Origin of the sequence: Desulforapulum autotrophicum HRM2, from assembly GCF_000020365.1 — a bacterium.
GTDB classification, from domain to species: domain Bacteria; phylum Desulfobacterota; class Desulfobacteria; order Desulfobacterales; family Desulfobacteraceae; genus Desulforapulum; species Desulforapulum autotrophicum.
In genome coordinates, this window is sequence record NC_012108.1 from 5,189,642 (window position 1) to 5,202,985 (window position 13,344).

General features: G+C 48.7%; 15 protein-coding genes. 5 read left to right on the forward strand and 10 right to left on the reverse strand.

Features of this window, described 5'->3' with window-relative positions; all coding sequences use genetic code 11:
- Positions 1-2: 2 nt before the first annotated feature.
- The 3 genes from ald to HRM2_RS22780 form a co-directional block, all read right to left on the reverse strand.
- Positions 3-1,115, reverse strand: coding sequence for an alanine dehydrogenase (gene ald, locus HRM2_RS22765; protein ID WP_015906379.1), 1,113 nt, complete (start codon positions 1,113-1,115; stop codon positions 3-5).
- Between the two features lie 286 nt (positions 1,116-1,401).
- On the reverse strand, positions 1,402-2,124 hold the full coding sequence (locus HRM2_RS22775) for an ABC transporter ATP-binding protein (protein WP_015906380.1): 723 nt from the start codon (positions 2,122-2,124) through the stop codon (positions 1,402-1,404).
- Complete coding sequence (locus HRM2_RS22780; RefSeq protein WP_015906381.1) at positions 2,124-3,047, reverse strand: PHP domain-containing protein; 924 nt, start codon at positions 3,045-3,047, stop codon at positions 2,124-2,126. Before HRM2_RS22780 ends, HRM2_RS22775 begins: the two co-directional genes overlap by 1 nt.
- A gap of 146 nt (positions 3,048-3,193) precedes the next feature.
- Here HRM2_RS22780 and sixA point away from each other — a divergent pair, with 146 nt between their 5' ends.
- A complete protein-coding gene (gene sixA / locus HRM2_RS22785; RefSeq protein WP_015906382.1) occupies positions 3,194-3,658 on the forward strand; it encodes a phosphohistidine phosphatase SixA in 465 nt (154 codons plus the stop codon).
- 35 nt (positions 3,659-3,693) lie between these two features.
- Here the strand turns inward: sixA and HRM2_RS22790 are convergent, their stop codons facing one another.
- The gene (locus HRM2_RS22790) at positions 3,694-4,233 is read right to left on the reverse strand and encodes an FmdE family protein (protein ID WP_015906383.1); all 540 of its coding nucleotides are present in this window, start codon (positions 4,231-4,233) and stop codon (positions 3,694-3,696) included.
- 42 nt (positions 4,234-4,275) lie between these two features.
- Entirely contained in the window at positions 4,276-5,460 is a 1,185-nt protein-coding gene (locus tag HRM2_RS25665) for a C40 family peptidase (protein WP_187149305.1), read from the reverse strand.
- A 593-nt stretch (positions 5,461-6,053) separates the two neighbouring features.
- Here HRM2_RS25665 and HRM2_RS22800 point away from each other — a divergent pair.
- The gene (locus HRM2_RS22800; RefSeq protein ID WP_015906386.1) at positions 6,054-8,228 is read left to right on the forward strand and encodes an acetate--CoA ligase family protein; all 2,175 of its coding nucleotides are present in this window, start codon (positions 6,054-6,056) and stop codon (positions 8,226-8,228) included.
- Positions 8,229-8,460: 232 nt separating this feature from the next.
- Here HRM2_RS22800 and HRM2_RS22810 read toward each other — a convergent pair whose 3' ends face one another.
- The gene (locus tag HRM2_RS22810; protein WP_015906387.1) at positions 8,461-9,210 is read right to left on the reverse strand and encodes a hypothetical protein; all 750 of its coding nucleotides are present in this window, start codon (positions 9,208-9,210) and stop codon (positions 8,461-8,463) included.
- A gap of 149 nt (positions 9,211-9,359) precedes the next feature.
- Positions 9,360-9,722 carry a PadR family transcriptional regulator gene (locus HRM2_RS22815; protein ID WP_015906388.1) on the reverse strand — a complete coding sequence of 121 codons (363 nt, stop codon included), beginning with the start codon at positions 9,720-9,722 and terminating at the stop codon, positions 9,360-9,362.
- Between the two features lie 106 nt (positions 9,723-9,828).
- On the opposite strand from HRM2_RS22815, the gene HRM2_RS22820 reads away from it, so the two are divergent.
- The gene (locus HRM2_RS22820) at positions 9,829-10,041 is read left to right on the forward strand and encodes a hypothetical protein (protein ID WP_015906389.1); all 213 of its coding nucleotides are present in this window, start codon (positions 9,829-9,831) and stop codon (positions 10,039-10,041) included.
- Positions 10,042-10,086: 45 nt separating this feature from the next.
- On the opposite strand, the gene HRM2_RS22825 is transcribed toward HRM2_RS22820, so the two are convergent.
- A complete protein-coding gene (locus HRM2_RS22825; RefSeq protein ID WP_015906390.1) occupies positions 10,087-10,935 on the reverse strand; it encodes an amino acid kinase family protein in 849 nt (282 codons plus the stop codon).
- Positions 10,936-11,071: 136 nt separating this feature from the next.
- A complete protein-coding gene (locus tag HRM2_RS22830) occupies positions 11,072-11,569 on the reverse strand; it encodes a GatB/YqeY domain-containing protein (RefSeq protein ID WP_015906391.1) in 498 nt (165 codons plus the stop codon).
- 385 nt (positions 11,570-11,954) lie between these two features.
- Here HRM2_RS22830 and HRM2_RS27260 point away from each other — a divergent pair, with 385 nt between their 5' ends.
- Positions 11,955-12,110 (forward strand): hypothetical protein, encoded by a 156-nt coding sequence (locus HRM2_RS27260; protein ID WP_187149306.1) that lies wholly within the window; start codon positions 11,955-11,957, stop codon positions 12,108-12,110.
- Between the two features lie 65 nt (positions 12,111-12,175).
- On the opposite strand, the gene nth is transcribed toward HRM2_RS27260, so the two are convergent.
- Positions 12,176-12,814: an endonuclease III gene (gene nth / locus HRM2_RS22835; protein WP_015906392.1), complete on the reverse strand. Its 639-nt coding sequence runs from the start codon at positions 12,812-12,814 to the stop codon at positions 12,176-12,178.
- A gap of 165 nt (positions 12,815-12,979) precedes the next feature.
- Between nth and HRM2_RS22840 the strand changes: the two genes are divergently transcribed.
- Complete coding sequence (locus tag HRM2_RS22840) at positions 12,980-13,165, forward strand: rhodanese-like domain-containing protein (RefSeq protein ID WP_015906393.1); 186 nt, start codon at positions 12,980-12,982, stop codon at positions 13,163-13,165.
- Positions 13,166-13,344 lie beyond the last annotated feature (179 nt).

The window sequence follows — 13,344 nt, forward strand, 5'->3', positions numbered from 1 at the left end:
AGCTATAGGAATGTTTCCACCGGTGTGTAGGCCATTCCAAAGGCATCGGCCACCGCCTTAAAGGTAATGTTGCCTTTGACAACATTGGCCCCGAGCTTGATCTCATCGCTCTCCTGCATTGCTCGTTTCCAGCCCTTGTTGGCGATGGCAAGGGCATAGGGAAGGGTTGCATTGGTCAGGGCAAGGGTAGAGGTCCTTGCAACGGCTCCTGGCATGTTGGCAACACAATAGTGGGTGACGCCGTCAATGACAAAGGTTGGATCCGCATGGGTGGTGGGTCTGGATGTTTCAAAACAACCGCCCTGGTCAATGGCGACATCCACAATGACCGAACCGTTTTTCATCTCCTTGAGCATATCCCGGGTCAGCAGTTTGGGCGCTTTTGCACCGGCAATCAGAACCGCACCGATGACAACATCGGCCCTGAGGACAAGATCCCTTAGAACAGCAGGGTTTGACATCACCGGGAAACAATTGGCAGGCATAATATCATCCAGATACCTCAAACGTTCAAGGTTGGTATCAAGGATATAAACCTTTGCACCCAGGCCGCAGGCCATTTTAGCGGCATTGAGGCCGACAATGCCACCGCCGAGAACAACTACCGTGGCAGGCTCGACACCGGTGACCCCACCCAGGAGAATCCCCATTCCGCCTTCGGGCATTTCCAGGTACTTTGCCGCTTCCTGGACCGACATGCGGCCGGCAACCTCGCTCATTGGAACGAGCAGGGGAAGGGATCCGTTTTTCTTTTCAATGGTCTCATAGGCAATGCAGACCGCCTTGCTCTTCACAAGTGCCTTTGTCTGGGGTTCATCAGCGGCAAGGTGGAGATAGGTAAACACGATCTGATCTTCCCGGATGATATCGTACTCGGAGGGTTGGGGCTCTTTGACATGCATGACCAGATCCGAGGCCTTATATATCTCGGCAGGGGTGTCAACCAGGGTTGCGCCGGCTTCTAAATATGCGGCATCAGGGTATCCGCTGCCAACACCCGCCTCTTTTTCCACCAGGACCGTGTGCCCGTTTTCAGCCATGGCAACAACCCCTGCAGGGGTCATGGCCACTCTTTTCTCAGCAACTTTGATCTCCCGTAAAATTCCAACAATCATTTGCAGATCTCCTGATTTAAGATTTAAATAACGCCATTCCAGGATAATGGAACAGACAGAAAAGATCAACCAATGGATCAATAAACGCCTGGGGTCTTGATCCAGATTCCATTGATTTTTCCATTTAGGGGCTCAGATGTAAATAATTCCACAAAGATGGTGCAGAATTTCAGCTCGTATTCAAGGCGTATCAAAGGGAGCATATTGAAATATGTGCCCTTTGATGCAACGCAGAAGACGAGCTGAAAGACAAGCAAGATTGAGGAATTATTAATTTCTGAGTCCCTTATGCCCTGAGGTGTCGTCCGGTGAGATTTAAAAACACAGTCTCAAGATTTCGAGGCTCACCGTCATCCTTGCAATGCTGGGCCATGAGGGTTTCAGGAGATCCCTGGGCAATTATGCGGCCCTGGTCCATGATGATAATGTCGTCGCACAGGGTTTGAGCCTCTTCCATGTAATGGGTTGTCAAAACGATGGATTTACCCTGGGCCTTCACCCCCCGGATGATTTTCCACATATGCTGGCGGGCCAGGGGATCAAGACCTGTGGAAGGTTCGTCAAGAAAAAGAAGATCCGGGTCATTTATCAGGGCAAGTCCAAGAAGAAGTCGCTGCTTCTGTCCACCGGATATCCGGTCGTTCATCTGTTTTCCAATGGCTTCAAGCATACACAGTCGTCTCACCTCTTCCATGGGAAGAGAATTTTTATAAAACCGGCCAAAGGTTCTGAGGGTATCGTCCACCGTTAGAAATGACAAAAGCTCTGTATGCTGAAACTGGATACCTATTTTTTCGCGAAAATTTCGATCCCTCTCTCGTCCCTTAAAGAGAATGGTGCCCCGGGTTGGCGTGATGATATCCTCGAGCATTTCCACAGTGGTGGTTTTACCGGCCCCGTTCTGCCCCAGGAGCCCGAAACAGATCCCCTCCTCAATGGAAAAAGAAATCCCGTCAACAGCCGTGATGTTCTTATAGCGTTTTACCAGCCCATTTATTTCAAGCAGCATTACAGATTTCCCTTCATGGGAATGTGGTCTTTGAACGTCTCAAACGCCTCCCGGGAAATGCCGCAAACCCCGATGGGTCGAGCCACGGCATCATGGCAGTCAGACCCGCCCGTAACAACCAGGTTGTATTTTTTTGCCCAGGTCCTGAGAATGTCCCGGTGTGCCGGAATATGGCCTGGATAATCGATTTCAATCCCCCCAAGCCCCGCAGCCAGGAATTCCGGCAAAAGCTGTTCCACAATCTCCAAGGGCGGCAGCACCTCCCTGTAATGGCCTTTACCTGGAAAGGATCCTGCAGCAGGGTGGGCAAGCACACTGAGCATGGGAAATTGTCTGACAAAACCGGTTACAGTGTCAAGGTCAATCCCCGAAGGAAGATAGGCCGGGCTGTGATTTCCGATGATTGCATTCACCTGTTCCGGGGATCGAATGCCGTGATTTTCACTCAAAGCCAGGGCAAAATGTCGCCTTGACGCATTTTTAGCAAAACGGGCAATCTCTTCGCATGTAAGGGCACGCTCGAGCATGGGAGTGCTGCCCTGGGGGCCGAAAAACCGATTGATCTCCCTGACCCGCTGGGCCACAAGCAACGGCCCCCGGCCGTTGGCAAGGGTGTCTGAAATAATTTGCTGGAAGGTTGAATCCGCCACCAGGTTTTTTGAAAAATAACACAGAAGATGCAGGGTCCCTGTAAAAAACGGACGCTTGAACCGGACCGAGATCTCCACCCCGGGAACGACCTCCAGCCCATGGCGGTCTCCTGCCACAATGGCCTCCCCGACGGCGTCAATGGTGTCGTGATCGGTCACTCCCAGGGCCGACAGACCCGCCTTTTTAGCTGCAGCAACAAGGTCCTGTGGCGAATAATCTCCGTCAGAAGCAGTGGTATGGTTGTGCAAATCTGCGTAAAATGGGCCTTTCATATTTGTCTCCTCTTTGGATGGGGTAAAAGTTTTAAATACGCTGAAAAGGATCTTTTTTCAACGTCCTTTTTCGTTGAAAAGAGTGGAAGCAGGTGGTAACAGTAACAGCGAGTATTTCAACATCTTTTAATTAAGGGAGATTTTCCATGGCACTTTACCTGATACAGCACGGAAAAAGCCGCTCCAAAGCGGAGGATTCAAAACAGCGGCTATCGGACTTGGGAAGGGCTGACACACGGCGAATCGCCCAGGTGGCCGAGGGTTACAGGGTCCCTGTATCGATCATCCGCCACAGCCGCAAGGAACGGGCCTTTGAAACAGCAAGAATCTTTGCCCAGTTTTTAACGCCGGAACGGGGAATCGAAGAGATTGACGGAATTGATCCCATGGACGATGTGGAAACCTTTGCAATCACCCTTGATACAAAGGAAAACAGCATGGTGGTCGGCCATCTGCCGTTCATGGAACGGCTTGTGGGCTATCTTGTGGCAGGAAACCCTGAAAAACGGATATTCAAATTCCAGAACTCGGGAATTGTCTGCCTGGATAAGGACGAAAACGGCTGGTTTATCTCCTGGACACTCATGCCGAACATTGGAAAGGACATTTAATTTTTCAACGCCTTGGGATCGGTATCCGAGTGGTATCAGATCTTCTGTTCCTGACCGGTAAAACAGGGAATACACAGATTCCTGCCGGCAAAGCGGCGTATCCGCGACTCCATGACCATCTCACCACAGGCCTCACACTGGATGCTCTCAAGTATCCTGGCCGGTTTCACGGGGGGCGTATTAATCTCCTGCACCCTGAACAGCTCATCAAGGTCGGCTGCCATGATCATTTCAATGGCATCCTTTCTTGCGGCTCCATCTGTTACATTGGGTCGATTGACCAGCACGGCCCGAAATCCCCTCTGGCTGCTCCTGTCAAAAAAGGTAAATGCGGCCTTGCCATAATCTTTGTGCACCAGATTTCCCTTGCCATAGGTGCATCCGGTGAGAAACTGAACGGCATCAAGGGCGCACATGTCCGTCTCGGCAACGCACACCGGAGATATACATTCACTGATGTCAAGCCGTTCCATGGCAAGCTCTGACACACGGATGCCTATGGCAAGCCCCGGACATGAGTGGCCGTGGAATTCAATGGTTTTGTCGATCTTAATTTTATCAATGGTGCATGCCATGGGGATTCTCCTTGTAAACAGAAAGATTTTAATGTTCACATGTTAATAAAAACAATTGAACATCATTAACACATTGCTGCTTCCGGATTGCATCAACAAGGAATCATCCGAAGCCTCATCTGCTGAATTTTGTATATCATGCTGACCTGTGATGGAAAACTCCAGATTATCCCTTAGATTGATCCGCAGTTTGATCTCCATATCCATCGAACTGAAAGCGCTGTGGGAGGAGGTGTTACTGGCCAACTCTTCACCTTTTGAATACTCCAACTGCATGTACAACGCCCATTGTTTATGAATCGGGGACAAAAGAGTATTGAGCCCGAATGACCATTCAGGAACATTCAAAAGCGTCTCGTTTTCTTTGGAATAATCAAAATAGGTAATGGATGGTTTGATGTTGAACCCATTACCAGGCCAAAAATCACCGGACAATTTAATCCCCATGCGTTCTGCGGTATCAGGCAGAGCCCCAGGGGTCTGGGAATTGGTGGTCAGCAGGTCAAATTTTTCATGTATGGCGCTCAAATGCATATCTAAACCATCGAACAAGGTATGGCCATAGTCAATTTCATAAAAGGGCAATAAAAGCACATTTACATCATGGCTTTCAAAGGCTGTGTCATCAACGGGGTTAAAATCATTTTCCAGTGCAAGGTTGTTGAAACGGAAATCATTCCCGGCAAGGATTTGGATCTCTCCGTTTTGATTGACAGGGATAGTCAGACTGCCTTCAAGCTGGTATTGATCAAAATCGGGTTGAAAAATATTCAAGGCCTTGTGACGCTTGGACCCCACAAAACGTTTTTTCCAGTAACGATCATCCAGGCTTGACATGGTTATTCCCAGACTGCTGGAGGCATGAATAAACTGACCGTCCGAGACGTACATGCCAACATGGCTGATCCTCTTTCTCTTGTTCGTGGCAAAAAAGATCAAATCACCCGGTTGTATCTCATGGGTACTGATTTTTTTAAACTTAGAAGAATCAAATTGAGCACCGGCGGTGTAGGGCAGGTTAATACCAAAGAACTTGCTATAAACCGTCCTGACAAAGCTTGAGCAATCCATGCCTTTTCTGGATGTCCCCCCCCGTAGATAGGGAATTCCAAGATATTTTTTAACTTTTTGTTCAAACTGGCGGGCAGTGAGATTAAGGGAGGACAATGACGAAGCAGTCCGACCTTCGAAATCGGTTGCCTGGGAGCCCTGCACGGTGATGACCATAAAAGAAAAGACACAGATGAAACATTTAAAAAATGCAGAAGGCAACATTTGTCTGTATAATTTAGGTGTTATGTCCTGTCTCACTGTTTGAGTTTAAAATTTATCGAAACCATTTATCAGGAAACAGTCCCGAAGATTGCAGGGATCATAAACATTTGGGAGGGAATTATCAATCCTTAATCTTCATTGCCTGCAAATTTATGGTTATAACCTAAGGCAATGGCGAATTTTTTGTTTTTGGCAACTTACCCAAAGCCATGGAATCATGGGGGCAAAAGACCTGTCCAGGCCAACAGCAAACTGAAACTGATTTCATTCAGCCTTTTTTCCACTATGTAAAAGCATCTGACAGGCACGGACATCACGAAAAAAGGCTTGCCCTTCGAACTTTAAAACCATTTCATCTCATTATTTTAGACAGTTAAAACCCCTGTTTTTTAATAAAGGTTTCGGTACACAATTTGCTGATAGATAGCTGAATATTCTATTTGAGAAATTAGACCCCAGGCTGAAAATGAAGGTTCGGCAAGTACTTAAACAGAATGGATGTCAGGTATAAGAAAATATACCCTAAAAAAACAGGAGTTGAATCTATGAAGAAACAGAACTTACTTGAAAAAACAAAAACACAGGATCCTCAAACGTTGAATGAAAGGGATGCAAAACAACTTTTAAAATCATATGGTGTACCCATGGTCATGGAAATGACAGCCAGTGATATTGAAACTGCCCTGGCAGCGGCCCAGAAGATGGGATATCCAGTGGTACTAAAAGGATATGGAACCACCCTCCAGCATAAAACCGAACGGGGACTGGTTCACTTGAACCTGTGCGATGCCGAAAGCGTTAGAATGGCGGCAACTTCGATCATGACCGAGGCAGGTTCGGAGCTTGAAGGACTGCTGATTCAGCCCTGCCTGACCGGACAAAGGGAATTTGTGGCAGGCATGTTTCGAGATCAACTGTTCGGACCGGTTGTCATGTTCGGACTGGGAGGAGTCTTTACAGAGGCGGTACATGATGTCTCCCTTCGTCTGGCCCCCCTCAGTCTGATTGATGCCGGGGAGATGCTCAACGAAATAAATGCCCAGGCCATGCTGGGAAGATTCAGGGGCGAGGCAGGGGTTGACCGGAATTCAATAAAAGATATCCTCATGGGATTATCCCGGCTGGCCATGGAAAAACCCGACATTGCAGAAATAGACATCAACCCACTGATTGCAGATGCCACAGGCAGAATTACCGCAGTGGATGCACTGGTCTGTTTCCGGGAAAAAGAAAAAAACACCGGGATAACATCACCCGTGGATTACCGCCGGATCAATCGATTCTTTTACCCCGAATCCATTGCCTTTGTCGGGGCCTCTTCAACCTTTGGCAAATGGGGTTATCTGCTTCCTTTGAGCACCTTGTCCTGGGATTACAAGGGAAAGGTTTATATGGTCAATCCCACTGGTGCCACCCTCTTTGACCAAACGGGCTATCCAAAAGTCACGGATATTCCAGGTCCGGTTGACCTGGCAGTCGTTACCATCCCTGCGGCCCGGGTGCTGGATTTAATTCCCCAGTTCAAGGCCAAGGGGATAAAAAACATGCTGCTCATCACCTCAGGTTTCAGGGAAATTGGAGAATCCGGGCTCGATCTGGAAAAAACCCTGATCAAGGAGGCTTCAGAGGCGGGCATTCTGGTCATCGGTCCCAATACCATGGGGCTTTGCAATCCCCACATCGGTTTAACCTGCCTGCCGTTCCCGGTAACACCCCGGGCTGGCTCCACAGCCCTGGTGTGCCAGTCTGGTAATATGGGACTCCAATTCCTGGCCTTTGCAGAACAGCAGTGTATTGGCATCCGTGGATTTTGCGGATCAGGCAATGAAGCCATGGTTACCATTCCCGACTATCTGGATGCATTTGAAATGGACCCCCTGACCCGAATTGTCATGCTATATATCGAAAGTATCAAAGACGGACGTCGTTTCTTTGATTCAGCCCTGAGGGTCAGTCGTAAAAAACCCATCGTTCTACTCAAGGGCGGACAGAGCGATGCAGGCAGAAAGGCCGCCACAAGCCACACCGGAGCCATTGCATCAGACTCACGTGTCTTTAATGCCGCATGCCGTCAGGCAGGAATTGTCCAAGTTTCAAAATCAAGAACCCTTCTGGATGTGGTGGCCGCTTTTGCCTCGCAACCAGTTCCCAAGGGAAACCGGGTCGCCATTTTGACCCTGGGCGGAGGATGGGGGGTTCTGACAGCAGATCTGTGCAGCAATTCAGGCCTGGAGGTCCCCTGCTTAACACCCGGCATCATCCAGACGATTGATGGGTTGCTGCCCGATTTCTGGAGCCGTGGAAACCCCGTCGATATTGTTGGCACCCTGGGCCTGGAAACCCCGACCCTGATACTGGAGGAGCTGCTCAAATGGGATGGATGCGACGCCGTGATCAACCTGGGTATTCTGGGAAAGAAATTTTTCATCAAGCGGGTGATCTCAGCCGCCAGCACCCGGGGGGCAATTTCCACCCAGGAACAAGACTTTTTACTGGAAACGGCGCTTAAATCGGAAGAAAAATATATTGCGGATCTGGTGGGGCTGATTGAACGATACCAAAAGCCGATCTTCGGTGTTACCCTCTACGATGAAGAAAAAGACCGCACCATATATCCGGTGGGTGATGGTATTTATAAAGGTCTCTTTTATCCCACCCCGGACCGGGCAGTAGTGGCATTGTCAAAAATGGTGGGATACGGCCAATTCTTAAAAAGTTAGCAGGTCGATTAAGGGATAGGCTCTGATACAGCAAACAAGATGAGGGGGTTTTTTTTCGTCAAAAGTTTGGATAAACCTGGATGCAAGCGTGGATTTTCATGGGGCCGCATTGGGCGAAGAAACACCCCCCAGGTCGGTTGGTGGGGGGTTGGGAGCTTACCATTGCCCATGATTTCATCAAATAAAAACGGCTTGAAGATATCCAGGACAGCGTTAAACAGCAGCTGGATGTTCAGTATTCCCGGATCTCCGGCTTGGTCAATGTTCGCCAATGGACGCTGCCGTCGCCTTCGGCAGAAGCGATCCGGTCCACTAGGACCACCCGTCGGTTGAATGAGAGCATGGTCTTTACCTTGTCTGCTCCCATCAATATCCGGGTTGCGGAATCCAGATCAACCCCGTCAACGGTTTGAACCCCGTCAACGTAGCCCTCTGAACACAGGGTCTGCACCGTTGATACGGTTCCCATGGCCCCGAAATGGTTCCATCCCCGGAATCGGCCATCATTGCCGGAAAGCCTCAGCCCTATGCCGGCCAGGGCACCCACCACACCGTCCCCGGTACCGCCATGTTCGGAAAGATGAACCCCTATATCCTTTGCAAGATCGTAGGCAAGACGCTTTGACAACACCTCTGTTTTTGCCCTTTTTCCAAAATCAATCAACTGCCCCCAGTCAAGGTCCCGGTCAAGGGGAACCACGCAGAATCCGGGATCGGAACCGGTTGCAGATCGCTCTTCAAGAAAGCCTGCTCCAAAATCGATCAATCCCTCCAGATCTGCGCTGAAATCGATGCAAAAGCACATGGAACTGTTATGGGAGGTGTAGGGGATATCCTCATGCACAAAGAGTTGATGCCTGGAAACTGCGGAACAGCTTCCCCATCGTTTGCACTCTATTTTTTCAGCCATGATCTGGGAGAGCTTTCCCGTTCCCATGCTCTCAAGATTATCTGTATCATCAACACAAACCAGTACCTTCACACACCTTCTCCCGCTTAAAATTTAAAAACCCGACAGTGCCACCACTGTTTTTCCGACAAACGGTTTTTATAAATCCTTCCGTACAATGTGTCAATCTTATCTGTAAATTAAAGAAGCACCCAATGGGAAACAACTAAAACCAACGGAATTTACTTCTGGTTTTTTCCATACATGGCCACAAATCGCTGAAGCTTTTCAGCCTGGGCCGCCATATAGTCTACCCAGATGGCAAGCACCTCCCGTCCCTCATGGGTAATGGTGTACATTCGCTTGGCAGCCCCAGCCTCAGTGGTATCCCATTCAGAGACCACAAGTCCGTCTTCCTCCAGCCGGCGAAGGTGGCGATAAATCATTCCCGGAGGGGCCTGCCCCTCGACAAACCCGTAAAGGTGAATCGTGTTTATCAACTCATACCCATAGCAGGGTTTTGAGAGAAGGCCCATGAGGATAGACGGCTGAATATATCGCTCCTGACGTCCGGACAGCGTACTCTTTTTTTCCTTGTCTTTCATAAATCCCTTCCTTGACATATATCCTACAAGGACATATAATATTTATTAGACATACTGCACCATAGTAGTATATCCCCCCAAAAACAGCAACCAAGGGAGGCAGGTCATGGCAAAAATTTTTGTCAGGGAACGACGTAAAGTAGAAGAAGGGGAAAAAAAGCCCAGATTCCGTGTGGTGGGCGTGAGCGGTGGAGATATCAAACTTTATGTAAAGCATATCCGCAGAAACGAACTTACACAGATTGCCGGCGACACGGGGGCGGATGTTGTTTATCTTCCCACCCATGACAGCGGCAAAAAAGACGGTTCTGGAAAATAAAAATCCCCCCGGCCCTTTTACAAGCCGGGGGGATCACAGGTGCGACTATTTGTAGATGATAGTGCCCACATGTTCACCCTTGAGGGCTGCACCGATGTATTCGGGGTGGTTGAGGGCATCAATGATCTGGAACTCTTTAAGACATTTAGCCCGCTTCATAAAGGTTAGAATCGGGCGTTCAATGATAAGATCGTCAAGGTCAAGTGCCAGGAGTTCATCAACCGAAATCCTGTCGTAGAACATCAGTTTTTCAAGATCCTCGGCCTTTTTGGGGTCCTTGCCGTACAATCCCTTTTCATCCTTGAGGTAGATCAGCGAGCGGGCACCGATGTTCTCGGCCAGCAAAAAGGCTCCACAGTCTGTCCGATGGGGAGGAATGGATCCGAACTCTGCCGGATGTTCAAAAAAACCATAGGGAGGAATGCCGTAGGTGATTGGCAGATATCCCTGCCGGCAGAACATGGTCAGCTGTTCCAGGTGATCACCGTGGCCGATCTTAACCCCGCCATGCTTTGCCAGAAGGGCGGCAAGCATCTCTGCATTCTGCCAGGAGACCTTGTCCCCAAGCTTGGAAAGAATACCGGTGGGCATACCAAGGTCCACACCGATATTGTAGACATGACGCGCCCGGGTTCCTCCCCCTGTCATGAGCAGAATCTTATACTCTTCCTTGAGCTTGATCAATTCATCAATGATGGGAAAAACGGCCTTGCCTCCCCGGTCCATGATGCTCTGCCCCCCGATCTTCAAGACATTGACATCCGGGTGCATGCGAAAATATTCGCTGGATTCGGTCTTCTTGAGGAATGTTTTACTGACCAGGGACTCTCCCATCATCGGGGTATCAATATGGAGTCTCCCTTTTTCATCTTCTTCTTTGATCAATTTACCCATGGTTCCCCCTTTGGTTGCGACATTGAAAAAACCTGATAACGCTGGCATGATGATTCAGATGGATCTTTGAAAGGTAACACCGTCCCTGGACGGAATCAAGGCAACGGCATGTTTTTATTTTTAATATCCACCCGTTTCAGGATGGGCCCATGTTCTTGAGGATTTCTTTTACCTGGTTGCCGTTGGCAAGTTTTCCAAAATGTTTCATCACGGTTCCCATGGCCTGCATGGGACTGTTGAACTGAGACAAATCCACCGTGTTCCGTATCCATTGTTCGATCTCTTCTGACGTTGCCATCTTTGGAAGATAACGGTTCAACAGCTCCAGGTAATCCGAGGTGGTCTCTTTTTTAATCTCGAGCATGGTCTTTTCCGATTTAACAAATTTACGGATGATGTCATGGAGGTCTTCATCGGTAATCTCTTCGGGCTTCTTGACCCGGGTGGTTTTTTTCCCGCTCTCCAGGGTAATGGAAACGGTAAGGGAGGGAAAGGCCCCCATGATGAGTCGCATGGTATCCCGTACTGCTATATCCTTTTTGACCATGGCATGCTTCATATCCTGACGGATCTTATCGTAAAGGGAAATCCCCATTGACGCGTCCCATCCGTATTCGGTGCTGGTATCTGACATTGACAACCTTGCTCCTTTTATCATCGTTTATTTACAACCATATATTATCCTGTCACCATAACACATTCAAGGACCCATCTCCACAGGGAAAATCCATCATAGAACGAGGTTTATACTGAACAACCCATGGATGTTGGAGAAGTCATTTCCATCTGTTTGCCGCCATGGACGGCGGATTTAAGACCTCCTGCTGATGAAATCCTAATTTTACTTTGTTGCAGGGGGTGTTGATGGTAAACTTAAAAAGGGTCTGAAATATGTGCCCTTTGATGCAACCCAGAATACGAGCTGAAAGACAGGCAAAATACAGGGATTATTTGTTTCTGATCCCCCTGACCTTGACCAGGGCCTGACGCAGCAATAAACAACAAAAAAGGAAACAGAGATGGAAAAGCATAACAGCGCACCCCAGCAACCGGGATCAACCGACAAAACAGTTCAGTCGCCAGCAAAAAAGCAGGGACTTATTACAAAATTTCTTACATGGATCGCCAGGGGGGCTGAAAAAGCACAGAAGGAAGGTTCACTCTGCGGCAAGTGAGGCAAATAAAAAACAGCCTGCCGGTCTGGCAGGCAACCATATCTGGTGGGCGTTGTGGTCCGGTATTAACTGTTTTTCATATTTGAGGGGCAAATTTCCTGCAGAGGGCATTTGCGGCATAGGGGCTTTCTGGCGTCACAGAACTCTCGCCCCAGATAAATCATCTGCAGACACAAATCGTTCCAGGACTTCTGGGGAATGATCGCCATGAGATCAGATTCAACTTTGGCGGGATTAAGCCCCTTACTCAGACCCAGCCGCCGCGAAACGCGATAAACGTGGGTATCCACCACAATGGTGTCCATGCCAAAGGCAACAGACCGTACAAGGTTGGCGGTTTTCCGTCCCACACCGGGCAAACCGGTCAATGCGGTCATGGATGTTGGGACAATGCCGCCATGGACCGTCATGATCGATTGGGCACAGGCCTTGATATTTTTAGCCTTGTTGTTGTAGAACCCGGTGGAAAAAACAATGGGTTTAATTTCATCCAGACTTGCCCCGGCCAGTTTATCAGGGGTTGGGAAACGGTCAAACAGCACAGGCGTCACCCGGTTGACCTGAACATCCGTACACTGGGCAGACAGAATCGTGGCAACCAGCAGTTGAAACGGTGTCTTGTGTGCCAACTGGGTCTTTACCGTTGGATACTGCCTTTTTAATATCCGGAGTATGGTATTGATATATGCAGTCGATATTTCCATGGGAGCATATATACATCACTGTAAAAAAAACCACAATTGTGATCGAAACCAGTTGGAACCCTATTTAAAATTACAGAACATTGCAACATTACTTTATCGTGCCTATCATATTAAATGTATCAATTGGCTGTACCAACCATGAACAGATAACCCGGAGGTGTTCAAATGGTCAAAAAGATCTCTCCCATTGAAGCCAAATCAAGGGTGGATGCAGGAAAAGCCTTGCTGGTATGTATTTATGCCGATGCAAAATTCAATGCCACAGCCCATCTGGACGGTGCCATTCCCATGAGCGAATTTGAATTGAAAAAGCCCTCCCTTTCCAAAGCCCAGGAAATCATTTTCTACTGAGGGTGAGTCAATGATTCATCTGCGGCAAGGCTTGCCGCAAAATATGCCGAAAACGGCTACACCAACGTCAAGGTTCTGGAAAATGGCATTAAGGGCTGGAAACAAGCAGGTCTTTCCGTTCTTTGATTTCTCAAAAAACAGGATGAATAAGGCGGCGTTGCCAGACTGTCATAGCCGCA